Genomic DNA, 25,095 nt, shown 5'->3' with positions numbered 1-25,095 from the left:
TTTCAAAATATTTATGTTAAAGAAAGGCATATTGTATGTTCAGTGAAAGACACCAATCTATTAATTAGATTGGTGAGGTGGTTTCCTTCGATTAGGCTCAGGATTTCCAAAGGCAGGCCAACCTTTATCATTCCAATTAAAAATCTGAGCTCTGGTGTGCCTATTGGGATCATATAAAGGATCGCCTTCAATCTCTTTATAATTTCTTGCATGGTAAATGAGAACATCATGTTTTCCGTCTTCAGATACCGTAAAACTATTATGACCAGGTCCATATTGACTAGTTTGTTCATTTGTCTGAAAAATTGGTTCTGAATGCTTTGTCCATGCTTCCGACTGTAGAAGGTCACTATCTTCTGAAGCAAACAATAATCCCATACAATAATGATGGTCTGTTGCACTTGCAGAATAGGTAATAAACACCATACCATTTCGTTTAATCACCGCTGGCCCTTCGTTAACTAGAAACCCAATCTTCTCCCATTCATATTCCGGTGTTGCAATCATTACCTGCTCCCCTGAAAGAGTCCAGGGATTCTTCATTACTGAAATATACAAATTCGAATTGCCTTTGATATCTGGATCTTTCTGCGGCCATACGAGGTATCTTGTTCCCTGATGCTCAAACGTTGTGGCATCAAGAGCAAAAGATTCCCATTTTGTCTTAATTTTCCCTTTTTCTTTCCACTCCCCTTCAATGGGATCTGGAGAAGAATTTTCAAGCACATACATGCGATGATCAAATAAGCCATTATTCGTTTCTGTACTTCTGGCAGCCGCAAAGTATATATACCATTTACCTTCTATATAATGAATTTCCGGAGCCCAAATATTAGCGCTGAGGAGTCCTTCATCGTACTTTATCCAGGCAGTTACTGGCTCCGCTGCATCAAGTCCTTCAATCGTTCGTGATTTTCGAATTTCAATTCGGTCATATTCTGGAACAGATGCAGTAAAGTAATAATAACCATCTGAATGTTTGTATATCCAGGGGTCCGCTCTTTGCTTAACAATAGGATTGTGGTATACCGACTTTTCTATCATAATCTTCTCTCCTTTAGATACAGTTTAGATTATTATGAGTGTACTATTGTACGTTGAGTTTACTAGTATTCTTTTCTGTGTTTCTTCCTATAGTAGATTGATTAATAGTAAGCACAGGTCGATAAACAGTCGTTTTAACCTCCGCCCAATCTTTCTTTGTTTTCGACACCTTATTGTTTATCAATCGGATGATCATTTTCGCAGCATCTTCTCCCATCTTGTTTTTCGGATGCTGAATCGTTGTTAACTTTACCTCGGAAGCCTGCGCAAGAAAGGAATCGTCATGGCCAACAATAGATATATCATCAGGGACACGTAAATTACTTTCTCGAAATACCTCAAGTAACATAATGGCAAGTTCATCGTTATAACAAACGACTGCACTTGGAAGATTATTCCTTAAAACTATTTCTTTCAATTTTTTCACTGGCCTGGTCATTTTTTCCTCAGAATTATAGGTAATAATATTAGAGGGATCAACAAGAAGATGATGGTCACGGTGAGCTTTGATATATCCCTTCATACGTTTTAAGCCCTGTACGTCATCAACTTTGAAAAAACCAAGAATATCCCGATGACCTAATTGGATTAAATGGTCTGTCTGAATATATCCCCCTTCTTCATCGTTCATGATTAAACTTGGAGGCTCAAGCTCATCGTAGAAAGCATTTATCATTATATAAGGAATATTTAGACATTCGAGATTAAAATAATAATGTAAATTGGGATTTAGGAATGCACTTTTTGTAGGTTCAATAATTACTCCGTCAATTTTCTGAGCCAAGATTTTTTCGAGAATGCGTCTCTCATTCTCAACACTATTATTTGTGCTGTATACACTTACCTGAAAATCTCGATGACTTAAGTAAGATTCTGCTCCACGAATAATGGACGGAAAAATATAATCTGAAAGATAAGTTGTTATAATTGCAATCTTTTTGCTTTTTGTTTGAGAAATCGTTTCGCGCGCAGACTGCTCTGCACAAAAGGTTCCTGAGCCCTGTTCACGATATAACCATCCTTCTTCTACTAATTTTCCAACCGCTAATCGAATTGTATGACGACTCACCCCAAATTTCTTGATTAATTCATTTTCAGAGCTGATTTTTTGGTGTGGAATATAAGTGCCATCTAAAATCTTAGACTTAATTATTTCTTTAACTCTATTGTATTTAGTCTGCACTTAATCATCCCGCTTCCAAAAGTAATATAAACAGATTAGTGTTTTAATAGTACCTTGCTATCATTCATTCTTCTCACCACAGGAGGTATTCCTTACTTTGGCACTTTATGAAAGTCTACGAGCAATATCATTCCATTTTAATTCATTTTGAAAAGGAATGACCTTTGTATCTTGATTGATAAAAACACATTCAACGTCTGCCATAACTGACCAATCATATAATTGCTCAGGAGTAATCTTAAATGAGAAAACAGTGTGATGAGCTCCCCCAGCATGAATCCACGCTTCTGCAGCTTCGGTTAGTGAAGGCTCTGGCTTCCATAATACTTTTGCTACCGGTAGATTAGGCATTTCATCCATCGGTTTCACGGCATTTACCTCATTTATAACAAGACGAAAACGATGACCTAAATCGATGAGCGACGCATTGATTGCAGCCCCTTCATCTCCATCGAATATCATTCTTGCAGGATCCTGTTTACCCCCAATTGATAATGGATGAACTTTTATTTTCGGCCTGGTTGAAGCTATTGTTGGACAAATTTCAAGCATATGTGAACCTAAAACCAACTCATTATTTGGTTCTAGATGATAAGTATAATCCTCCATAAATGAGGTTCCTTTATTCTGCGCCATAATTTTCATCATTCGAAGCAATGCGGCCGTCTTCCAATCGCCTTCTCCCCCAAATCCATACCCCTGTTCCATAAGTCTTTGAACAGCGAGACCTGGCAGCTGCTTCATACCATGCAGATCCTCAAAGGTTGTGGTAAATGCAGAGAAGCCTCCTTCCTCAAGAAATGCTTTCATGCCAAGTTCGATACGAGCTTGCTCAAGAATTGACTGACGGATAGCAGGCGTGCGATGAGCTTCAGGGTCGATCTCATACACCTCCTCGTATTCTTCGTACAATTTACTAATCTCCCTCTCGCTCACATCATTTATGCGCTGCACAAGATCACCTACACCGAAACCAGATACAGACCAGCCAAATTTAATCTGAGCTTCTACTTTGTCACCTTCCGTAACAGCAACTTCACGCATATTGTCACCAAAACGTGCAACCTTTAAATTCTTTCCATCCGTGTAAGCAACTGACATATCCATCCAGTCTGAAATTCTTCTCTTTACTACCTGGTCCTGCCAGTGGCCAACAACTACTTTGCGCGCGATATTCATTCGCGCACCAATAAAGCCATACTCACGATCGCCGTGAGCTGATTGATTCAAATTCATGAAATCCATATCAATCTCTTCCCATGGAATGTCACGATTAAATTGTGTATGAAGATGAAGTAACGGCTTCTTTATTTCCGATAACCCTGCAATCCACATTTTGGCAGGAGAAAATGTATGCATCCAAGTTATGATTCCGGCACAATTTTCGTCTGAATTCGCTTCTATACATAACCTTCTGATCGCATCAGCTGTTGTAAGCACTGGTTTATATACGATTTTAAAAGGAAAATCCCCATCTTTCTCCCATCCTGTAACGATGTGTCTGGAATGATTCTCTACCTGCTTAATCGCATTCTCACCATAAAGATGCTGACTTCCCGTAACAAACCAAAATTCATATGCCTTCGTTTTTAACATGCTTTTTCCCCCTCTATTTTGTGGCTAGTTGCCAAATTATTGAACCGTTGAAACTTCTATTTTTTCATCTTTAATAGCTTTTAGACGTTTCATTACATCATTTTCCCCACGACCGAAGTAATCGTGTAGCTTCGTATATTCTTCGTAGAGCTTCTCATATGTCCTTACATTTTCAGGGATTGGTTTGAAGGTTTCTTCCTTTGTATGCCCCATTTTCCTTGCAGCTTCCGTTATCGTTTCATAACCGCCCCGTTCAATTCCTGCGGCAACAGCTCCAAACATAGCTGCACCAAGAGCCGGAGTTTGCTTAGAAGCTGCAACCTTAATTTCCCGGTTTGTGATATCAGCATAAATTTGCATAAGGAGATTGTTCTTCTGAGGTAACCCCCCACAAGCATATAGCTCATTAACTGTAACGCCGTTTTCATGAAACGCATCTACTATTTTTCTTGTTCCAAAAGCAGTAGCTTCTAATAAAGCTCGATAAACCTCTTCTGGTTTTGTAGAAAGTGTATATCCAATAAGAAGACCAGATAATTCCGTATCAACCAGGACGGATCGGTTACCATTCCACCAATCAAGAGCCAGTAATCCTGTTTCCCCTGGTTTTAGAAGAACCGCTTTATTTTCCAACCATTCATGAATGGTTATATTCTCTTTCTTCGCTTCATCATTGACGTATGCCGGCACGGATCGATCCACAAACCAGGAAAAAATATCACCAACCGCAGATTGCCCTGCTTCATAGCCAAAGAAGCCTGGAATAATGCCATCCTCAACCACTCCGCACATCCCCTCAACTCGTGTCTCTTTTGTTCCTAACAGCATGTGACAGATTGAGGTACCCATCGCCATTACAAGCTTTCCAGGTGTTACAACCCCTACACCTGGAACAGCTGCATGAGCATCAACATTCCCTACAGCTACAGCAGTACCAGGATTTAACCCCAATAAAGCCGCCATTTCTTCAGTAAGCTCACCAGCTTTTGTCCCCAGGGGCACAATCTCTCCACGTAGCTTCGTTTCTACTAACGTCTCCATGGCAGGATCAAGCGCTTTAAAGAAATCCTTCGGTGGATAACCTTCATCCTTATGCCAGAGTGCCTTGTATCCTGCTGTACAACTGTTCTTCGTCACATTTCCAGTCATTTGCAAAACAACCCAGTCAGTCGCTTCAAGGAACCGATCCGCCTGATGATATATGTCAGGATCTTCATTAAGTACTTGCCAAATCTTTGCAATCATCCACTCGGAAGAAATTTTCCCACCGTATCTTGAAAGAAAATCCTCTCCTCTTTGTTCTGCGATCTTGTTTAATAGATTTGCTTCATTTTGAGCAGCATGGTGTTTCCATAATTTCAGCCAGCTGTGCGGCCTTTCTTTTAATTCAGGTTTAAGAGATAGAGGATTTCCAAGTTCATCAACTGGAAGCATAGTGCAAGCAGTAAAATCAATCCCAATCCCAATCACATCGTTCTTGTCGATTCCAGATTGTTTAATAACTTCAGGTACAGAAGTAGTCAATACATCTATATAGTCAAGAGGATGCTGCAAAGCCCATTCTGGCTCTAGTCTCACATTCGATCCAGGAAGTCTTTCATCGATCACACCATGACGGTAATTCGTTACATGATCGGCTACTTCTATTCCATTCTCAAGGTCAACGAGCACAGCACGTCCAGAACCCGTACCATAATCAACTCCAATAGCATATTTTGTAGTCATACCTGTATCTCCCCTCCAAAGTGATTATTTCTGTCCGTAGTAAGCGTTTACACCATGCTTCCGCAAAAAGTGACGGTCTAATAAAGTTTGATCCATCTGTTCCGCATAAGGATTTAATCGAAGTGTTTCTGAAGCCATTTTCGCTACTTCTTCTAATACAACAGCATTATGGACCGCATGATTAGCGTCCTTCCCCCACACAAAAGGAGCATGAGAATCAACCAGTACTGCAGGAACTTTATCAGGATCAAAGCTTTTAAATAATTCCACAATGACATTTCCAGTTTCTAATTCATACTCCCCATTAATCTCTTCCATGGACATCCTTCGGGTACAGGGAATTTCTCCATAAAAATAATCTGCATGGGTGGTACCAAAAGCCGGAATGCTTTTCCCAGCCTGTGCCCAACTGGTTGCCCAGGGTGAATGAGTATGAACAATGCCAGCAATATTAGGAAACGCCTTATAAAGAATCAAGTGAGTCGGTGTATCGGATGATGGCTTTAATTTTCCTTCAACTATATGGCCATCCATATCAACAACCACCATATCCTCTTTTTTCAAATTTTGATAATCTACTCCACTTGGCTTAATAACCACAAGTCCGGCCTTACGATCAATGCCACTTACATTCCCCCATGTAAACGTAACCAATTCATGTTGAGGTAATGCCAGGTTCGCCTTTAGTACAGCTTCCTTCAAGTCTTCTAGCATATCACTCTCTCCCATTCATCTAATGTACTTTCATTATACACTCGTACGTACAATATTTCACTTGTTTTTTGAATAAATTTGTATGTTTTAATTAACTTCTTGGCATAAACCCTTAATCTGTTGATCCATATACATATAAATTCAAGTTTTCATTGAATAAACTTCACTTTTTCTACCATATTTTTTTCGGGATTTCCTAACTTTTCTTTCTCTAACACCCAATATAAAAATGAACTTGAATAAGTTGTACGTTCGAGATGAAGAGCAACTATATAACTGATAAATGAACACAAAAAATATGCAAGGTGCATGTCTATGCACCTTGCATTTATCTTTTGTCTTATTTCATATTACTTTCAAGGGTTTCTTGAGCCTGTTTAAGAGCTTCATCAGCCGTCTGTGAATCCTGGCGAATAACATTATTAAAGACATTCGTATTAAATTCATTCGCCACATCAGGAGTGTTTTGAGTAATGTTCACAGCGTTTACTTCATCTTTAATATCAAGAAGTGTGTCAAAAATATCATCTCCGAAATACTCATAATACTTATTATCTTCTCTGATCGCCTCGCTTTCCCAAACATCCCAACGCGGAGGGTCAAATCCTAGCACCTTCCACAATTGAACGTTGGCTTCCTCAGTTAGTTTGGCAAATGCCAGAAATTCTTTTGCAAGCTCTTCATGCTCTGTTTGATTGGTAACGACCGTACCAGTACCACCCATTCCTGCAGTTCGCTTGCCGCCTTCCTCCCAGGCAGGCATTGGTCGAATGACCATTTTACCTTTAAGATCTGGCATATAGTCGATAAAGCGTCCCATAAACCACATCGGCATTGTCACTGAAGCTGCCCCCCCTTCGTTCATGAAAGCATAATATTCCTCAGCATGGTGCTCTCCTCCAGGAGTCAATTCTGCAATTTTTTGTTCATATACCTGATCATGTAAAAAATCCAAGGTCTTTACATTAGTCTCATTGTAAACAGTTAATTCTCCCTCCTCATTAAAAAAATCAGAGTCCTGTTGTGAAATCATCGCCCACATATTAAGGTAATCCGCGGTGTCTATTGTTGTCATAACAGCATCTGTATTTTCTACTACCTTTTTCCCTGCTTCATTGTAATCTTCCCATGTTTTGATAGAATCAATATCCACACCCGCAGCATCCATTATTTCTTTATTATAATACATAACCGATGCACCTACATGAGTAGGCATACCATAGTATTGATCGTCCTTCGCATAAATATCAAATCGGGATTCAACAAATTTATCTTTTACCGGCTCTACATACTCGTTCATTGGAAGCAACTGCGGTTCACCCTGTAAGAAATTGGGGAATCGGCTAATTTCAATATCAGCAATGTCAGGTGCACCAGTACCAGATTGGAGGGCTAAAAGTAAGTTATTATGCATCTGGTCGTACGGATATGTTTCAGCGACTAACTTAATTGGCTTATCAGGATTCGCCTCATTCCAGCGAGGAACCGCATCTTTAAAGAAGTCCATATGCAATTCAACGAACGTCCAGTATTTTAATTCTGTTGCATTCTCTACATCATCACCAATTACTTCTGATTCTGTAGCTTCTTCCCCACTTGAACTGGAGCCTCCCCCGCTACAAGCCATTAAGAATAATGTGATCAATCCAAACATTAGAACAAGCAAGCCTTTACGTTTCATAATTATCCCCCTTTATTATTTTAAGAAATAGTAATGCATTGAAACGCCTGGATGGACCACCACCTCCTAAATAAAAGTCCTTCGAATTACTTCGTCCTCTCAACAGAATGCGCTTTCAAATAATAAGAATGGTGTTCTCAGTTACTCTGGAACAACCATCGGAAAGGTAGAGTGCAGGTCCAGTTTTTGAAACACCTGCAACGAAAGCCACATGCATCCGACTGAGATGAAACCTATTGTGAAAAAAGGAATCAGCCCTGGAAAACCTAACGAGTAATAGCAAATAGCAAAAACAACAACCCCGCTCGCAAGAGTAAAATGAATTTTCGTAAGTCCAACCACAAACGCATTTTTCAAATGCTGCTGCCATGTTGCATCATAATGAGCCAACATTGGGAATGTCCAAAGAAAGACAATGACATAAAAGAAACATATAAGGTAGAATGCAAATGGAATTATAAACATTACTTCACTTGTAGAGCTTTCTAGCAGTCGATAGTTTAGATAGAGTAAACTTCCGATTACAGTAAGCAGCCAGCCAATGATGTTTGCTTTAGTAAATTCCTGTCGATAAATACCTTTGAATGTTTTCCAAATTTTGATGTCCTCGTCTCCCATTAACCACTTTCTCGAAACTCCCATTGATGCCACCAGTGCAGGAAACACACCACCTACTATCAAACCTCTAAGAGAATAAAGAAGCCAGAGACTATTTAATAAAGCAAGTCGCATAATCCAATGAAGAATCACGTCCAATGTCGTTACGATCTGATTACCATTCATCCTGCATGCCACCTTTTTTGTTTTTCAGAAGTATGATCTTTGTCTATCCTTTAACTCCTCCTACAGTAAGACCAGCAACAAAGTAGCGTTGAAAGAAAATAAATAGGATAATAATTGGCACTATAGTCATTACAGATCCGGCAATTAAGACATCGTAATTATTGCCGTATGGTGTTAACAAAGTTGCAAGACCTATTGGGAGCGTAAACATATCATTTGACCGCAATACAATTAATGGCCATAAGAAATTATTCCAACTCCCAAGTCCCAGCAGAATCGCCATCGCCGCAAGAGATGGTGTCATTAATGGAAGCATAATCTTAAAAAATATTCCGTATTCAGTTGAGCCATCAATTCTTGCTGCATCCATCAATTCCTTCGGCAATCCGAGTGCATATTGTCTAAAAAAGAAGACAGCAATTGGGGCTACAACAGCCGGAAGGATAGCTGCAGTATAGGTATTAACAATTTGCATATTAATCATAAGCTGAAAAAGTGGCAGCATCAGTATTTCAAACGGTACCATCAAGATAAATAAGACAAGAGTAAAGAATAGTGTTCTACCTTTAAAATCATATAAGGCAAGAGCATAACCAACCATTGAGGAGAAAAAAAGTGAAAGAACAATGGTTATGGCCGTTATCGCCACGCTATTCCAATACCATCCCCAGTAATCACCTGCTTGAGTAAAGATATAACTGTAGTTATCCACATTCAGTGTTTTCGGATCAAACGTCAGGCTAATTCCATTACGCATTAATTCAGAGGCTGGCCTAAACGAAGAAAGCACCAAGCTGAGGATTGGGAACAACGCGATTAACGCGATAACAACAAAACTAAGATTAACAATCCACTTTAAAGCTCTGTTATGATTTCGCTTCATTAAGCACCCTCCTTTTTAAATGCTCCCGTTAAAATTAGTTGAATAAAACTAATGAGAAAGATAATCAACATTAAGATAACACCGACAGCTGCTCCAAATCCCATATCGTTTTGTTGGATCCCCTGTTGATAGAGATAGCCAACGACCGTTAATCCAATATTCCCGGGTGAACCCGCTTCCCAGAACACAAAACTTTCTTCGAACATACGGAAACCATTAATAATGGAAATTGTCGTAACAAATATCGTTATTGGTTTCAAAAACGGAAGCGTTACATATCTAAATTTCTGCATCATTGTTGCTCCATCGATATCCGCGGCTTCGTATAAATCTTGAGGCACATTTTGCAATGCAGCAAGAAAATATAAAATGTTAACACCCATCCATTTCCAGCTGCAAAGCAAGACCATCAGGAACATACCTGACCAAGCGTTATATCTCCAATCTACTGAGGATAAACCAATCCAGTTTAGCACCTGGTTTGCTGCAGCCGTGTCCGTTTCCCCAAACATCAAGCGAAAGACCATACCAGCAACAATTGTAGAAGCTAGTGCTGGGACGAATAGAGATGCACGAAAAATTGTTTTAAATTTAACAAACTTAGAATCAAGGAGTACGGATAAGATAATCGGCATGACTACCAGAATTACAACAGTAAAAAAGACATAAATGCTTGTATTGGATAAAGCCTTATAAAAGGTAGGATTAAACACTCTAGAATAATTATGGAGACCAATGAAAGTAATTTGCCCTGGTAACACGCTTTGAAAGCTCATAATAATTGCTTTTATTGTTGGATAGAGAGTAAGGAGCAGAAAAGAAAGGATAAATGGTGTGATAAAGATATACGGAACAACCTTTTTAGAATTCAGAAAGCTCAAGAATCGGTTAGGTCTTTTCGCCATCTGGATTTGCCGCTCCTGTTTTTCATTATGCTTGGAACTTGTAGACGCTGGTAACATAAGAACCCCTCCAGAGCATTTTATTTCTCAAGGGACCGTAACTAGGTCCCCTAAGCTAATTTACGACTTTTTCAAGCGAAGGACATTCCAGGAAGTTTTTGAAAGCCTGGCTTCTAAAATTCCGTTTTCAAGAGCGGACTCTCCATTACGATGTGGAGCTACTGCCTGCTCAGAAGCCGTATTTATAGCCTTCAAATCATCATTTTCAAGAACAATGTGCTCAACTAGTCGATATCCTTCGAAGCTTCTTACATCACTGGAAACGGTAATGGCCTCTTCTAAGTGTTTGTTCACCATAAAAACGGTAACTTCATCTTTTTCCTCATTGTAAACAGCTGCACTATCGATATAAGGAACATCTGTGAAATCTTTACTGTCATACTTTGGTGATGAAAGGATCGGTTTCAACGATATACCTCTACCGTAAATAGAAGCATGCATATAAGGATAGAAAATAGTTTGCTTCCAGGAGCGCCCGTTGTTCTCTGTCATAATTGGAGCAATAACATTCACCAATTGAGCCATACAAGCCATTTTAACTCGATCTGCATGTTGTAAAAATGTAATAAGCATACTCCCTACTAGAAGAGCATCTTCGAAGTTATAGTGGTCTTCCAACTGGGGAGGAGCGATCGTCCAAGGTTCAATTTGCTTATCAGATTCCTTTGAGTGGTACCAAACATTCCATTCATCAAAGCTTAAGTTAATTGTCTTTTTACTACGATGCTTGGCTTTTATATAATCACAGGTCGAGATCACTGTTTTAATAAAATGATCCATATCCATGTTTTTCGCCAGGTAATTCGCAGGATCATTTTGATAGTTTCCATAATATTGATGGAGCGAAATATAGTCCACTTCGTCATAGGCGATGTCCAAAGTTGTCGCTTCATATTCTGGAAAGGTCGCCATTCCTGTATTTGAACTACCACATGCTACTAGCTCAATTGTTGGATCAACTAATTTCATTGCTTTTCCTGTTTCCTGAGCTATTCTGCCATATTCATATGCTGTTTTATGACCAACCTGCCAGGGACCGTCCATTTCATTGCCAAGACACCAGGTTTTGATGCCGTGGGGGGCATCATAACCATGTGATTTTCTTAAATCGCTCCAATATGTACCTCCTGGATGGTTCGTGTATTCCAATAGGTTTCTTGCCGCATCAATTCCCCTTGTTCCCAAATTAACTGCCATCATTACCTCAGCATTTACTTTCTTAGCCCAATCAGCAAATTCATTAGTGCCTACTTCATTTGTTTCAATTGTTCGCCATGCAAGCTCTAAACGACGAGGACGATCTTCTCGAGATCCTACCCCATCCTCCCAATTATAGGCAGAAACCATATTACCACCTGGATATCTTACAATTGGTACCTGCAACTCTTTAACAAGGTCAATAACATCCTTACGAAATCCCTGTTCATCCGCTTCAGCATGCCCCGGTTCATATATCCCTCCATAGACAGCTCGTCCCAGGTGTTCAATAAAAGAACCATAGATACGTTCATCCACTTTAGCAATCTCATAGTTTTTGTCCAAAATCATCTTTGCTTTTAACATTTCCGCCATGCATAACACTCCCTTTTTAATACTTCTTTAATTTAATGAAAATTCTTGTTCATTGACTCAGAAGTCTATCCTGGATTGTAGACGCTTTCATTATCTTGAATAAAATTACTTAAGTATTTCTATCCTGCACTCTAGATAGAAGCCAACTCTTACAAACAATGTACGAACATATAAATCACCACCCTAATTAAAGTGGTACGTATAAGTTGCATAAATAAATTATATAGGACAAAATTCGATAATTCAATTGTTTTTTGAATATTTAATAAAGTATTCTGTCATTCTATTGTTTTTAATGTTTAGTAAAATGAAATCGTTCCCTTTTGAATGTGTTAACCAAAAAAAGCGCTCCATCCGTAAACGGATGAAGCGCCAAACATCTAAGGATTCCTTACAATGCCTTAGTAGAATTCCTTATGATAAGCTCAGGTTCATAAACGATAGAGTCATTAGAATCATTGGACTTTCTTTGAGTACCGCTATTTTCTTTGATTAAATTTATAATGACTTTTGCAGCTTGTTTCCCCATTTCGCTTTTCGGATGCTCAATTGTTGTTAGCTTGACCTCAGACACCTTAGATAAAAAAGAATTATCATAGCCCACTATAGATATATCATCCGGAACTTGTAGCTGATTCTCTCGAAGCACGTCCAACAAGTTGATCGCAAGCTCATCGTTATATGAAACAATTCCAGTCGGCCTCTCATCCGCCGATTTCGCCACCATTTTTCTGAGCTTCTCAGCAGGCTTTTCGTTCTTTTCACTAGTATCATATGTAATAATAAGATTCGGATTAATCGGTATGTTGTTAGACCGATGTGCTTTTAAGTATCCCTTCATCCTTTTCGTTCCCTGAATATCATCCGTTTTAAAGAAGCCAATGATATTTTTATGCCCCAGTTTAATCAGGTGCTCGGTCTGAATAAAGCCTCCTCTTTCATCATCCATTACAATACTTATTGGTTCAAGCTCATCATAATAAGCATTAATCATAATGTAGGGAATATTTAAACGTTCAAGGTTTAAATAATAATTAATATTAGGGTTAGAAAAAGCACTCTTAGTAGGCTCGATTACGACGCCATCATATTTCTGAGCAATAATTTTTTCCAAAAAACGTCTTTCATCCTCATGATTATTATTTGTACTAAATAATGTAACCTGGTAACCATTTTCACTTAAATAGGCTTCAGCTCCTCTAATAATAGAGGGAAAGATATAGTCAGAAATATAAGTTGTAATAATCGCTATATTTTTCGAGCTATCTCCCTTATCGCTAACTTCATTTCCAGATCTGTCAGCACAAAATGTGCCCGCCCCCTGAGCTCGATAAAGCCATCCTTTACTAACAAGATCTCCTATCGCTAATCGAACTGTATGTCGACTTACATTAAACTCCTTCATCATTTCACTTTCCGAACTTATCTTTTGATGAGGACGGAAGGTTCCATCAAGTATCTTAGACATAATTGCTTGCTTTACAATATTGTATTTCGTCTCCATATAAACACCTCAACTAACTGGCTTATTCGTACAATTATCTATAATTAAATTATACCACCTTGACCATTCAGTTGACTAATTAGACTTATAATGTTGTCCATACACCCTTTAACTTCTAACGATTTTAAGAAAAAAACAGTAGTTAAGCAAAACGCTTAACTACTGGTCCTCTTCTATAACCTATCCATTCCAATTATTCTACCATTTCGCCTTCCCAGGATAGGGACAGCTTTTATCAATAAAGCCTGCTCGATAGCGTACTAAACTTCCACAATGCATACATGTTGTCCCATATTGAAGAGAAGGACAGCTGTTGCATACCTCCAATCTTTCCCTGTACTTTTCTTCTGTTACCCTTATGACTTCTGAAATGGAAGAAAAGTATCTGTTAATCGTCTCCGCCGTTACGATCACGCTTGCTGAGCATCCTTTACAAGGTTTGCTTTCTTTCACGATTCAACCATTCCTTTTCTATTGATCGATTGTTAATACTACGACTGCCATAGGCGGAAGTTCAACCTTGAAGTGACCGTTTTGTCTAACAAAGTTTTCGAACACCTGAGGCTTTACATTTTCAGGTTGTTCGAATGAATTATAAGCATTCATTAACTGTGAAGTTAAGATTCTGCCAGTGATGTTAGATGTTGTAGAGCTTATACCACGAAGCTGTAACTGAATTATCGCATCCTTTTCATGATCCACATTGCACAGGCTTACATGTATTTTTCCTTCCGAATTCTTTGAGGCTGAAATACTAACCTGAGGAAGATCACCTTTATAGGAGACCATCTCGGAATCTATAGCTAGAAGCTCAGCATCCTGATGCACTTTAAACATCTCAAACACATGATAAGTTGGGGTTAAAAGTATATTTTCTCCTTCTGTTAAAATCATAGCTTGCAGGACATTTACTGTCTGAGCAATATTTGCCATTTGGACGCGATTGCAATGTTTATGAAAAATATGGAAGTGAAGGCCAGCAACAAGAGCGTCACGAATTGTATTTTGCTGGTAGAGGAAGCCGGGATTTGTGCCTTGCTCCACATCAAACCACGTTCCCCATTCATCAATGATTAATCCTACACGCTTTTCAGGATCATACTTATCCATAATCGTTCCATGCCTTGTAATTAACTCATCCATATGCAACGCTTTTTTCATCGTAATAGACCATTCATCCTCTGTAAATTCGGTAGCAGAACCTTTACCTTTCCAGAAGTCACCAGGAATTGTGTAGTAATGAAGACTTAGCCCATCCATCATTTTGGATGCTTCTCTCATAAGAACCTCTGTCCAATTATAGTCATCCACGTTTGGACCGCCGGCTATTTTAAATAGTTGATTATCACCATAATCACGCACATATGTCTGATAGCGTCGATAAAGATCAGCATAATATTCAGGACGCATATTGCCCCCACAACCCCAGTTTTCATTGCCAACTCCAAAATAGGTCAATTTCCAGGGTTCTTCCTGTCCATTTTCCTGTCGCCAATTTGCCATTGGAGATTCCCCATTAAAAGTCATATACTCTACCCATTCCGACATTTCCTGGACCGTACCACTTCCAACATTTCCACATATATATGGCTCACATTCAAGCATTTCACATAACATCATAAATTCATGTGTACCAAAATGGTTGTTTTCTACTACTCCTCCCCAATGGGTATTCACCATTCTTTTTCGTTCTTCAGCTGGCCCCACACCATCCTTCCAATGGTATTCATCCGAAAAACAACCTCCAGGCCATCGGAGCACGGGAATATCAAGATTTTTAAGGGCAAAGAGCACATCATTTCGAATCCCATTTGTATTCTCTATCGTGGAATCTGCCCCAACCCATATCCCTTCGTATATACACCTCCCAAGATGTTCAGAAAAATGCCCGTAAATATTTTTATTGATCTTACCCTTCGTGATATCCGTATTAATCGTTACGTTATTAACCAAATCGATCCCTCCATGTTTTTGCCTATTGATTTACCTTTATCTGGTCACTAATTTTCTACCACGTATTGTTATTTTAAAATTTCTATTCAGACTAGCTTTGACCAGTCAGCCTTTGGTAACTCTCCTAATTCCTCCTTTCCTATTAAGTGAAATCCGAACAATTATCAGTGAGTTCCTAAAGCGCTGTTATTAATAAAGTTACCGTTTAAGACTAGGTTACCTGAGAATCTTTGTTTACTATTATATACTTGTACGAACAAGTTTTTCAATATTATATTATTTTAAGATCTTCCCATCATTTCTCTACACATGCTTACACATCGTTTAAAATTGTAGATAAAATGGATATATAAATGGAATATTATATGATCCAGGTACTATATTAGCTCTCTCTAATCGAATTATATATACGTACATTTTCCTATTTTACCTCGTATTTAACGATATATATTGTACATGAATATCAACTGTTGTATTGTTTACTCATTGACAACATTGTTCAATTCTATTGATATAAAACATTACAGGAGGGAGTTGATAAAGCCGATATTAAATTGAGTGCTAGAGTAATAACCTCACCTTCCCAACTTCAGATCGTTTTATGATCCCATTTCTTTTAACTACGACCACTTACGTTATTAACCAATTCACAAATTTAGCTTTTGAGAGGAGCACTAAATGCAATGAATCTGGTTTCCATTAGAAGATTTCTTTTTGGAGGTTTATTAATTATGTTAATCGCTATTTTGACAGCGGTTACAAACTTCTCTGGAAATACTCTTTATCATGCAGAAGGCAAAGAGAAAACGCAGGAAGGTAATGATGCACAACAACCTGTCCCACCAGTGTTTAAGGATGCATCTGTCCACGATCCGTCAGTAATAAAACTAAAAGATACTTTCTATGTTTTCGGCTCTCACCTGGCTGCAGCGAAATCACAGGATTTAATGCAGTGGGAGCTTGTTGCATCCGGAGCAGATGCGGAAAACCCTCTATTTGATAATGTAAAAGAAGAATTAAAGAAGACATTTGATTGGGCACAGTCGGATACTCTCTGGGCAGCTGACGTTATACAGCTCGATGATGGTAAATTCTATATGTATTACAACGCTTGTAAAGGGGATTCACCTCGATCAGCCATGGGCGTTGCAGTTAGTGATAACGTTGAAGGACCATATGAGGATCAGGGGATTATTTTAAAATCCGGTATGTGGAATGAACCAGGGGCTGATGGAACAATCTACGATGCAAAAATTCATCCCAATGTGGTAGATCCAGATGTTTTCTATGACAAAGATGGTGCATTATGGATGGTGTATGGCTCCTATTCTGGCGGAATTTTCATTTTAGAAATGGATCCTGCAAAAGGCATGCCTCTTCCCGATCAAGGATATGGAAAAAAGCTTACTGGCGGAAACCATAGCAGAATTGAAGCACCTTATATTCAGTACAATGACGAAACCGATTACTATTATTTATATCTGTCTTTTGGAGGCCTTGATGCTTCAGGCGGCTACAATATGAGAGTGGCACGTTCGAAGAACCCTGATGGCCCTTATTATGACGCAGCAGGCAATGCAATGATTGATGTAAAAGCCGATCCAACTCTTCCACTTTTTGATGATCGTTCCATCGAACCATATGGCGTTAAGCTTATGGGAAATTATTTATTTGAGCGGAAAATTGGTGAAGCTGGAAGCGGCATAGGAACAGGTAAGGTTTCTCCAGGTCATAATTCTGTCTACCGTAACCCAGAAACAGGAGAACAGTTCCTAATCTTCCACAGCCGCTTTCCTCAGAAAGGTGAAATGCATGAAATTCGTGTTCATCAAATGTTTATGAATAAAGAAGGATGGCCTGTGGTTACACCTTATCGCTATTCAGGCGAAACGCTTACCAAGGTAAAACGACAAGATCTTACTGGCGAATATAAATTCATTAATCATGGAAAGGATATCTCTTCTGAGATTAAAGCCTCTGAAAGGATTACATTAAAAAATAACCATAAAATCACTGGCGCTGTTAGTGGAACCTGGAAAAAGACTGGACATAATAGAGTTTTGCTAACAATAGATGACAGCCGCTATCAAGGAGTATTTCTCCGTCAATGGGATCCATCTTCTGAGAGCTATCGGATGACATTTACTGCTCTTTCAAAGGAAGGGGAGACAATATGGGGAAGTAAAATGAAGGAATACTCTCCAGAAAAAATTGTAGCTGCTGTACACCAGGACTTAACTCTTGGAGATATTGAAAATGTTGTTCAAAACCTTACATTGCCTGCTGAAGGTATGAGCGAAACGGAGATTTCCTGGGCAACTTCAGATTCAGAAGTCGTAACAGCAGAAGGCATTGTGACCAGACCTGAGCCAGGAGAGAATAATGCCACAGCAACGTTAACAGCAACTATTACGAATGCAAACGTTACAGCTACAAAGAGCTTTTCTATAAATGTTTTGCCTAAACAGCCAATCGGCATAACAGCTAACTTCTCTTTTGACAACAACCTAATGGACGAAACAGGAAACTATGAGGAAGGAACCATTACTGGGAATCGAATTGACAAAGATGGCGGAACGATTACCTATTCGAACGGTAAAAGTGGTCAAGCCGCGGTATTTGATGGTACTTCCGGCATTCGCCTTCCCGACGGCATCCTTTCAAGTCATAGCTATTCAGTCTCACTCTGGTTAATGCCTGAACAGCTTACAGATTTTACAACTGCTTTTTTTGGAGCAAAAGATGAAAACAACTGGGTCAGTATCGTCCCCCAAGGACATGGAGGCGCAAACAATAATACTATGATTTGGGCTGCTTCAGAAAGTGGGTGGTATGATGCAAATACAAATTTAAAAATTCCTACAGGAGAATGGACACATCTTGCTTACACAGTAAACGAAGGAATCATTAAGGTTTATGTTAACGGGGTTGAACAATTTTCTGGCAGCGGCTTCCCGGATATCTTTAAAGCAAACAGTATGTTTAGCCTAGGCGTTAATTGGTGGGACACCCCATTCAAGGGTTTAATGGATGAATTGCGTATTTATGAAGGTGCCTTACCAGCTGAACAAATCGCTGAACTAGAAAAGGTGCAAAGATAAAGGGAGGACAGGACAAAAAAGCAAGAATTTCCGAAGAATGGTTTTTCTTGCTTTCCCTGCCGTTATCCCCATTTTGCACCCCAACTTTTCATCTCTTTAAGAATTTTATGTAACTCCTGCCCTTTTTCCGTTAGAGAATATTCGACGGTGACAGGCACTGTTGCAAAAGCTTCACGAGTCAATATTTCATTTTTCTCTAGATGCCTGAGGGTATTTGTTAATGCAGTGGGACTGATATCCTTAATTCTTCTTTGCAATTCACCGAATCGCCTTGTGCCTTTGAATAATTCTTTCAAGACCAAAAAAGACCATTTCCCACCAATAATATTAAGCGCTTTCTCAATCGAGCACTCAACTTGTTCATCCTTTATAGGGTTCATTCTATGTCCCCTTCCGATTATGTAGTTACTCAATATTTTGTAGTAACTTCTTGTACGTTTATTATATCAAATAATATTCAGTACTTTCAATTAATGGGTGAAAAGTTACACTAGTAAGAACAAAAGCAAAAGTCAAACAATAATGATCAGGAGGTTAAATCATGAGTAAAGTAGTGATTACAGGAGGAAGCGGTCTGCTTGGCCCGTGGGTTATTAGAGAATTCTTAGAAAAGGGATACGAAGTTGTAAACGCAGATGTGAAGAAGCCTGAAGTACAACTATGTCCAACAATTATTACCGACTTGAACGACCTTGGTCAGGTATATGGAGCACTTGAAGGAGCAGATGCTTTTGTACATACTGCCGCTATTCCGGTTGCATATTCGCATCCAAATGAAGTGACCTTTAGAAATAATGTGATGGCCAATTACAATATTCTTGAAGCAGCCGGAAACCTGGAGATTAAGAAGGGAGTCATTTCCTCAAGTGAGTCCTCATACGGGATGGTTTTCTCCAGGAAAAACTTACTGCCTAAGTACGTTCCAGTTGACGAAGACCATCCACAGCTACCAGAAGACAGCTACGGTCTATCAAAAATTGTGAACGAGAAAAATGCTGAAATGATTCATAATAGAACTGGCATGTCGGTTATTTCACTTAGGTTGGGAAATATCATTACCCCTGAAATGTATAAACGTTTCCCAGACTTCATTCATGATCCAGAGCAGAGGAAAACAATCTTATGGAGTTATATTGATGCACGGGATGCAGCAACTGCATTCAGACTTGCTATTGAGACAGACAACTTGGGTGCTGTGGAGCTAAACATTGCTGCCGATGACACCAGTATGGACATTATGAGTAAGGAATTAATGGCAGCCGCATTCCCCGAAGTAAATGACTTCCGTGGAGAATTGAGCGGATATGAAACGCTTCTTTCGAACAAGAAAGCGAAGAAGCTATTAAATTGGCAGCCTATTCATGAATGGAGAGATAATATTCAACTTTAAGGAGTGAAACGACTATGAATTATCGTTACCTTGGAAAAACAGGACTCAAAGTCAGTGATCTATGTCTCGGCACAATGACTCTCGGAAGAGAAACAAACGAAGAAGATAGCTTTAACATTCTGAACCGGTTCATTATAGAAGGTGGAAATTTCATTGATACGGCAGACGTCTATACACAAGGTAGCTCTGAAGAAATCGTTGGAAAATGGCTACAAACTCAAAAGCGTGACGATCTTGTCCTTGCCACAAAAGTTCGTTTTGCCATGGGTGATGGCCCTAATGATAGCGGTTTAAGTAGAAAGCATCTTCTCACAGCTGTAAAAAATAGTCTTCAACGTCTGCAAACAGATTACATTGATCTTTATCAAGTGCACGCATGGGATCCCAGGACACCTCTAGAAGAAACATTAAGTACCTTAAATGAACTTGTTAAAGAAGGGCTTGTTAGATACATCGGAGCAAGTAACTTTAAAGGCTGGCAACTGCAAAAGGCCATTGAAGTAAGCCGAATGAATGGATGGGAATCTTTTGTTTCCCTTCAACCTCAATATAACCTATTAACCCGTGCAACTGAATGGGAACTAATTGACATTTGTGAGAATGAAGGATTGGGCGTCATTCCATGGAGCCCACTGCGAGGAGGATGGTTGAGCGGAAAGTTCCATCGGGATCTCACACACCCTCCTTCTGATTCGAGAATTAGCCTCGCTGAAGAAAAGGGCTGGGGAGAAAGCTGGAGTAATTACAATAACGAATTCACCTGGAACGTGATTGACACACTTTTCGAGGTATCAGAGGACGAACAAAAGACACCTGCACAGGTGGCGCTTAATTGGCTTCTGCAAAGACCAGGGGTGACAGCTCCCATTATTGGCGCAAGAACGATGGAACAACTGGAAATTAACCTCGGAGCTTCTGGTTGGAGCTTGAAAGACGAAGCCATGGACAAACTTAATAAAGTAAGTGAACTGGCTGTTACTTATCCGTATGACCAGGATGCAATTGAACAACGAATTCGAGGAAGAGAATAATATTATAAAAAACCACTTGAGCGTCCATTACAGCGCTCAAGTGGTGATTTATTTTATTAGACGAAGCTTATGAAAATCTGAATCTTTTTCATCTTTGGTCTTACTTTGCAATTCCTCCAGGTTTTCATAGACAGAGACAACGCGCCCGACGTAGTCATCAAGCTCACCAGTGGCCAAGTAATATACCCACTGTGGAGCTTGAAACGGAGGAACATCACTATTTTGTTTAAACAAATTCTCTATTTCACTTAAATAACGCTGACCAATGTCTATATCTCTTTGATATCGTGTCATGTCTGTATCATTTAAACCAGGATCCACAGCAAATACTTTAATCTGTGTTTCCACTAATTCTTCAGCAAGATTTTCAGTTAATCGAGCAACACCTGTTTTGGAAGTACCATAGCCATTCCCATATTTAAAGGCGCTAACGGTTCCCCCACCTGCTAGATTAATAATCCTGCCTGATCCCTGTTTAATAAGCATCGCAGGAACGATAGCTTGTACACAATGAAAGGTTCCAAATAAGTTGGTAGTCACATCGTTCATCCAGTCTTCACTTTTCACTTCCCAGGTTGGACCGATTGCCTTAAATGCACCCGCATTATTTACCCAAACGTCAATCCTACCAAATTTATCAATAACATGCTCCACTACCTCTTGAACCTCAGCTGGCTGTGTGACGTCCATCGCCAACATAGAGTGCTCAGAAGAAAGTTCTGTTTCCATTTCCTTTAATTTCTCGGCATTTCGTCCGGTTCCAATAACTATATAGCCTTTTTCTGCTAGAAACAGGGCAATATTCCTTCCTATTCCTCTTGTAGCACCTGTGACAACGGCAACTTTTTATTGATCCAAAGTAAGTTCCTCCTTTGATAGTAATGAGTTGAAGTACTTTTATTAACAGTTCATAGCGGCGAAGCAGGATCTAGCTGCATAAATTCATTACGATTGCCATCAGAATCTCTAACCCAGCACTGGTAATTATAATTCTTGCCTCTAATTGGCTCAACATCAATGGTAAACCTTCTGCTTTAATGTGCGTGGCTATTTGACAAATATCCTCCACTTCAAAGCATAAGTGATTGAAATCGATTTGATTATTCATTTTGCCAGGCCTATTACGTCCTCCATAAAAAGTTCAATGAATTGCATGGAGCTATGACTGATTCGATTAATCACATCAATCTCTCCATTCTTTCTCCCTCTAATGAGACTTTTTCATACTAAAGCATGCTAATCACTTTTTCTTCGGAGGTGGGCTTTATCCTTCTACATAAACACCTTATATTTAACTTTTTTCATTTATCCAAACAATCATTTCACCTGGCTTCCGGTTACACCATGCATAATAAGGCACTGCTTTTATTTTCATAGAAGTCATTTCCCCTTTAGCTGATTGATATAAGCTGTTTTCCCAGCTACTGTCGACAATTCGCTCGGCTTCACCAGTAACAACTACTACCCCATCAAGCAAATCTGTATCATAGTCTGCCTGAAGTGTTGAACTCTCCGGTAGTAAAATAGCATTTAGAGTTTCCCCATTATCAACTTGTTCAAGACAGTATACGACAGGTCCACGTTGAATGGCTACTTTTCCGATATTGTGGCGAACATTAGGATTTGCATAAACTCGTTCAATTGTCATTTCAAATGACAATTCCACCTTGTCATTTGCTTTCCATGTCCGCTTTATATAAACGTAACCATTCTTTATGATAGGTTCATGATCTATCACTTCCCCATTTATTTTCACAATCGCCTTATTAGTCCATCCTGGAATACGAAGAGCTAACGTAAAGAAATGGTCCGTTTGAGGAGAAACTTCTATTGAGACATTGCCATCCCAAGGATAGTTCGTCTCTTGACGAAATTCCACCTGTTGACCAGTAATGTCCATAGTGGTCTCATGTCCCATATATAAATGCACAAATAGCTCTTCTTCTCTCTTAGAGTATATATAATGACCAATTGAAGCGATTAATCGTGCTAAATTAGGAGGACAGCACGCACAGCCAAACCATTTTTGTCTAATAGGCTTAACGTGTTTTTGATCATGACGTTTTTCAGTTGCTTCAGGTAAAACCTCCAGAGGATTAACATAGAAAAACTTCTTCCCATCCAGATCCATTCCACTGATCGTTCCATTGTATAATGCTCTTTCCATTGTATCTGCATATTCATGATGAACTTCAAGATCTAGCATCCGTTTGGCCCAAAAAATTAATCCGATAGAGGCACAAGTTTCGGTATAAGATAAATCATTTGGAAGGTCATAGTTAAAGGAGAACGCTTCCCCAAACTCCATTGAACCAATACCAGCGGTAATATACATTTGTTTCTTCGTTACATTTTCCCACAATGTCTCGCATGCTTTTTTCAAAGAATCATCATTTGTTCTTACTGCAAGGTCTGCCATTGCTGTATACATATAAACAGCTCGGACAGAGTGCCCTACAGCTTCCTGTTGGTCACGAACCGGAAGTTGAGCCTGACTATATGCATGGTCATTATTGAACCAGAATGGCTTATCCTCCTCCCTTTTCTTTTTCTCGACTTCAAAAAAGTGGGGCTGTTTTCCGCGTTCATCAATGAAGAATTTACTTAGGTTCAGATATTTTTCCTCTTCTGTAACATCGTATAATTTCACTAAAGCTAATTCGATTTCTTGATGACCAGGATAGCCTTTAATTTTACCTTCGTCACTACCGAAGACTCTATCAATGTAATCCGCATATCTTTTCATAATGCTAAGAAATCTGCGTTTTCCTGTAGCTCGATAATAAGCAACGGCAGCTTCAATTAAGTGTCCCGCACAGTATAACTCGTGATTGTCTCTTACATTTGTCCAGCGCTTTTCTTGTTCTTTAATCGTATAATACGTATTTAAGTAACCATCCTCACCCTGAGCACTTCCTAATAGATCGATCAATTCATCAGCGGTTTGCTCAAGCTCGGAATCTGTTTGATGCTCAAGGCTATATGCAACAGCTTCCAGCCATTTTGCCACATCGCTGTCTTGAAAAACCATCCCATAATATTCCCCTTCTTTATCACCTGCAGCAATTCGAATATTTTCAATGGCGTGACTTGGATCTGTTTCTGGGAGTCGATCATTTAGAGCTTCCCACTGGTAAGGAATCACCTGATTACGAATTAACTCAATACGTTTTTTCCAGAAGCTATCAGTAATCTCTATATTCTCTTTTCGAATATGGTCGGTTTTCAACATAATCCTCCTTTATCTTTGCTTTATTATTTAACAGCACCACTTGTTAAGCCGTTAATAAAATACCTTTGTAGGAAAATAAACAAAATGAGGATTGGAATAATACTGATGATCGATCCTGCTGATAACAGCCCCCACCTCGTTCCGTATTCTCCCACAGCTATATTAGTCAAACCCAAATTCAACGTTTGTAGCCGGTCAGAATTCGCAAAAACTAACGCAATAATAAAATCATTCCATGTAGTATAGGCAGAGAAAATAGCAACCGTTGCTACACCAGGCCAAACTAGTGGCATTAACACCTTGAGATAAAGTCTAAATTCGCTTGCTCCATCAATTAAAGCTGATTCTCTTAAGCTCGTAGGTATGGCATCAAAAGAATTCTTCATCATATACACTGTAAAAGGAAGCTGAAAGGTTACATAGATTAATACTAATGCTCCATGAGTATTTAATAAGCCCAAACTTTTAATAATTGAAAATAGAGGAATTAACAACCCATGGAATGGGATCATCATAGCCATCAGAATTAGCACTAACAGCACATTTTTATATGGGATATCAAGTTTAGATAAACCATAGCCTGCAAGTGAGCTAATGATAATCACACAAACAACTGTAATGACCGTTAGAATAACACTGTTGAAAAAATAGGTTGAAAAGATGCCATTTTCGACTGTGAAGATATTTTTGTAATTTTCAAATGTTAAGTTGACGGGATCCACTTTGGAGGATACTGAGCAA

20 protein-coding genes and 1 pseudogene are annotated in these 25,095 nt (G+C 39.1%); 4 read left to right on the top strand and 17 right to left on the bottom strand.

Annotated features, from left to right (window positions below; translation table 11 throughout):
- Positions 1 to 60 precede the first annotated feature (60 nt).
- From ABFG93_RS16730 to ABFG93_RS16675, 12 genes are all read right to left on the bottom strand, one after another.
- Positions 61 to 1,044, bottom strand: a complete 984-nt coding sequence (locus ABFG93_RS16730) for a glycoside hydrolase family 43 protein (protein ID WP_347549145.1) — start codon at positions 1,042 to 1,044, stop codon at positions 61 to 63.
- 43 nt (positions 1,045 to 1,087) lie between these two features.
- Positions 1,088 to 2,227 (bottom strand): GntR family transcriptional regulator, encoded by a 1,140-nt coding sequence (locus ABFG93_RS16725; protein ID WP_347549144.1) that lies wholly within the window; start codon positions 2,225 to 2,227, stop codon positions 1,088 to 1,090.
- Positions 2,228 to 2,332: 105 nt separating this feature from the next.
- A complete protein-coding gene (gene araA / locus ABFG93_RS16720; RefSeq protein ID WP_347549143.1) occupies positions 2,333 to 3,823 on the bottom strand; it encodes an L-arabinose isomerase in 1,491 nt (496 codons plus the stop codon).
- Between the two features lie 36 nt (positions 3,824 to 3,859).
- Positions 3,860 to 5,548, bottom strand: coding sequence for a ribulokinase (locus ABFG93_RS16715; RefSeq protein WP_347549142.1), 1,689 nt, complete (start codon positions 5,546 to 5,548; stop codon positions 3,860 to 3,862).
- Positions 5,549 to 5,572: 24 nt separating this feature from the next.
- The gene (gene araD, locus ABFG93_RS16710; protein WP_347549141.1) at positions 5,573 to 6,262 is read right to left on the bottom strand and encodes an L-ribulose-5-phosphate 4-epimerase; all 690 of its coding nucleotides are present in this window, start codon (positions 6,260 to 6,262) and stop codon (positions 5,573 to 5,575) included.
- A 340-nt stretch (positions 6,263 to 6,602) separates the two neighbouring features.
- On the bottom strand, positions 6,603 to 7,943 hold the full coding sequence (locus ABFG93_RS16705; protein WP_347549140.1) for an ABC transporter substrate-binding protein: 1,341 nt from the start codon (positions 7,941 to 7,943) through the stop codon (positions 6,603 to 6,605).
- A gap of 141 nt (positions 7,944 to 8,084) precedes the next feature.
- The gene (locus tag ABFG93_RS16700; RefSeq protein ID WP_347549139.1) at positions 8,085 to 8,726 is read right to left on the bottom strand and encodes a YesL family protein; all 642 of its coding nucleotides are present in this window, start codon (positions 8,724 to 8,726) and stop codon (positions 8,085 to 8,087) included.
- 43 nt (positions 8,727 to 8,769) lie between these two features.
- A complete protein-coding gene (locus ABFG93_RS16695; RefSeq protein ID WP_347549138.1) occupies positions 8,770 to 9,609 on the bottom strand; it encodes a carbohydrate ABC transporter permease in 840 nt (279 codons plus the stop codon).
- Positions 9,609 to 10,571: a carbohydrate ABC transporter permease gene (locus ABFG93_RS16690; protein ID WP_431522012.1), complete on the bottom strand. Its 963-nt coding sequence runs from the start codon at positions 10,569 to 10,571 to the stop codon at positions 9,609 to 9,611. The genes ABFG93_RS16695 and ABFG93_RS16690 overlap by 1 nt, the downstream gene beginning before the upstream one ends.
- 60 nt (positions 10,572 to 10,631) lie before the next feature.
- Positions 10,632 to 12,143, bottom strand: coding sequence for an alpha-N-arabinofuranosidase (locus ABFG93_RS16685; RefSeq protein WP_347549137.1), 1,512 nt, complete (start codon positions 12,141 to 12,143; stop codon positions 10,632 to 10,634).
- Positions 12,144 to 12,534: 391 nt separating this feature from the next.
- Positions 12,535 to 13,647, bottom strand: a complete 1,113-nt coding sequence (locus ABFG93_RS16680; protein ID WP_347549136.1) for a GntR family transcriptional regulator — start codon at positions 13,645 to 13,647, stop codon at positions 12,535 to 12,537.
- Between the two features lie 198 nt (positions 13,648 to 13,845).
- Positions 13,846 to 14,007: a DUF6171 family protein gene (locus ABFG93_RS16675; RefSeq protein ID WP_347552873.1), complete on the bottom strand. Its 162-nt coding sequence runs from the start codon at positions 14,005 to 14,007 to the stop codon at positions 13,846 to 13,848.
- On the opposite strand from ABFG93_RS16675, the gene ABFG93_RS16670 reads away from it, so the two are divergent.
- Positions 13,961 to 14,125 (top strand): hypothetical protein, encoded by a 165-nt coding sequence (locus ABFG93_RS16670; RefSeq protein ID WP_347552918.1) that lies wholly within the window; start codon positions 13,961 to 13,963, stop codon positions 14,123 to 14,125. The genes ABFG93_RS16675 and ABFG93_RS16670 overlap by 47 nt on opposite strands.
- On the opposite strand, the gene ABFG93_RS16665 is transcribed toward ABFG93_RS16670, so the two are convergent.
- Positions 14,119 to 15,600, bottom strand: a complete 1,482-nt coding sequence (locus tag ABFG93_RS16665; protein WP_347549135.1) for an alpha-N-arabinofuranosidase — start codon at positions 15,598 to 15,600, stop codon at positions 14,119 to 14,121. The genes ABFG93_RS16670 and ABFG93_RS16665 overlap by 7 nt on opposite strands.
- A gap of 731 nt (positions 15,601 to 16,331) precedes the next feature.
- Between ABFG93_RS16665 and ABFG93_RS16660 the strand changes: the two genes are divergently transcribed.
- Positions 16,332 to 18,701, top strand: a complete 2,370-nt coding sequence (locus ABFG93_RS16660; protein WP_347549134.1) for a LamG-like jellyroll fold domain-containing protein — start codon at positions 16,332 to 16,334, stop codon at positions 18,699 to 18,701.
- Positions 18,702 to 18,763: 62 nt separating this feature from the next.
- Here ABFG93_RS16660 and ABFG93_RS16655 read toward each other — a convergent pair whose 3' ends face one another.
- Positions 18,764 to 19,081 carry a winged helix-turn-helix transcriptional regulator gene (locus tag ABFG93_RS16655; RefSeq protein ID WP_347549133.1) on the bottom strand — a complete coding sequence of 106 codons (318 nt, stop codon included), beginning with the start codon at positions 19,079 to 19,081 and terminating at the stop codon, positions 18,764 to 18,766.
- 161 nt (positions 19,082 to 19,242) lie between these two features.
- Here ABFG93_RS16655 and ABFG93_RS16650 point away from each other — a divergent pair, with 161 nt between their 5' ends.
- Together ABFG93_RS16650 and ABFG93_RS16645 are read left to right on the top strand one after the other, a co-directional pair.
- Positions 19,243 to 20,091, top strand: coding sequence for an NAD-dependent epimerase/dehydratase family protein (locus tag ABFG93_RS16650; RefSeq protein WP_347549132.1), 849 nt, complete (start codon positions 19,243 to 19,245; stop codon positions 20,089 to 20,091).
- 14 nt (positions 20,092 to 20,105) lie between these two features.
- Positions 20,106 to 21,122, top strand: a complete 1,017-nt coding sequence (locus ABFG93_RS16645) for an aldo/keto reductase (protein WP_347549131.1) — start codon at positions 20,106 to 20,108, stop codon at positions 21,120 to 21,122.
- A 48-nt stretch (positions 21,123 to 21,170) separates the two neighbouring features.
- Here the strand turns inward: ABFG93_RS16645 and ABFG93_RS16640 are convergent.
- From ABFG93_RS16640 to ABFG93_RS16630, 3 genes and pseudogenes are all read right to left on the bottom strand, one after another.
- Positions 21,171 to 21,956, bottom strand: a pseudogene (locus ABFG93_RS16640) (SDR family oxidoreductase); the annotation flags it as partial.
- Positions 21,957 to 22,413: 457 nt separating this feature from the next.
- Complete coding sequence (locus tag ABFG93_RS16635; protein ID WP_347549130.1) at positions 22,414 to 24,354, bottom strand: glycoside hydrolase family 127 protein; 1,941 nt, start codon at positions 24,352 to 24,354, stop codon at positions 22,414 to 22,416.
- A 23-nt stretch (positions 24,355 to 24,377) separates the two neighbouring features.
- Entirely contained in the window at positions 24,378 to 25,076 is a 699-nt protein-coding gene (locus ABFG93_RS16630; RefSeq protein WP_347549129.1) for a carbohydrate ABC transporter permease, read from the bottom strand.
- Between the last annotated feature and the right edge of the window lie 19 nt (positions 25,077 to 25,095).

It is taken from the genome of Pseudalkalibacillus hwajinpoensis, from assembly GCF_039851965.1.
Classification (GTDB): domain Bacteria; phylum Bacillota; class Bacilli; order Bacillales; family Guptibacillaceae; genus Guptibacillus; species Guptibacillus hwajinpoensis_E.
The sequence above is the reverse complement of the archived record's forward strand: the minus strand, read 5'-3'. Positions and strand labels throughout refer to the sequence as shown.

Excerpts from the sequence above, each read along its gene's own strand:
- ABFG93_RS16660 (WP_347549134.1), top strand. The coding sequence starts at position 16,332 with ATGTTAATCGCTATTTTGACAGCGGTTACAAACTTCTCTGGAAATACT.
- ABFG93_RS16635 (WP_347549130.1), bottom strand. The coding sequence starts at position 24,354 with ATGTTGAAAACCGACCATATTCGAAAAGAGAATATAGAGATTACTGAT.
- ABFG93_RS16695 (WP_347549138.1), bottom strand. The coding sequence starts at position 9,609 with ATGAAGCGAAATCATAACAGAGCTTTAAAGTGGATTGTTAATCTTAGT.
- ABFG93_RS16705 (WP_347549140.1), bottom strand. The coding sequence starts at position 7,943 with ATGAAACGTAAAGGCTTGCTTGTTCTAATGTTTGGATTGATCACATTA.
- ABFG93_RS16685 (WP_347549137.1), bottom strand. The coding sequence starts at position 12,143 with ATGGCGGAAATGTTAAAAGCAAAGATGATTTTGGACAAAAACTATGAG.
- ABFG93_RS16655 (WP_347549133.1), bottom strand. The coding sequence starts at position 19,081 with ATGAACCCTATAAAGGATGAACAAGTTGAGTGCTCGATTGAGAAAGCG.
- ABFG93_RS16730 (WP_347549145.1), bottom strand. The coding sequence starts at position 1,044 with ATGATAGAAAAGTCGGTATACCACAATCCTATTGTTAAGCAAAGAGCG.
- ABFG93_RS16650 (WP_347549132.1), top strand. The coding sequence starts at position 19,243 with ATGAGTAAAGTAGTGATTACAGGAGGAAGCGGTCTGCTTGGCCCGTGG.
- ABFG93_RS16645 (WP_347549131.1), top strand. The coding sequence starts at position 20,106 with ATGAATTATCGTTACCTTGGAAAAACAGGACTCAAAGTCAGTGATCTA.
- araA (WP_347549143.1), bottom strand. The coding sequence starts at position 3,823 with ATGTTAAAAACGAAGGCATATGAATTTTGGTTTGTTACGGGAAGTCAG.
- ABFG93_RS16715 (WP_347549142.1), bottom strand. The coding sequence starts at position 5,548 with ATGACTACAAAATATGCTATTGGAGTTGATTATGGTACGGGTTCTGGA.
- ABFG93_RS16690 (WP_431522012.1), bottom strand. The coding sequence starts at position 10,571 with ATGTTACCAGCGTCTACAAGTTCCAAGCATAATGAAAAACAGGAGCGG.
- ABFG93_RS16700 (WP_347549139.1), bottom strand. The coding sequence starts at position 8,726 with ATGAATGGTAATCAGATCGTAACGACATTGGACGTGATTCTTCATTGG.
- araD (WP_347549141.1), bottom strand. The coding sequence starts at position 6,262 with ATGCTAGAAGACTTGAAGGAAGCTGTACTAAAGGCGAACCTGGCATTA.
- ABFG93_RS16680 (WP_347549136.1), bottom strand. The coding sequence starts at position 13,647 with ATGGAGACGAAATACAATATTGTAAAGCAAGCAATTATGTCTAAGATA.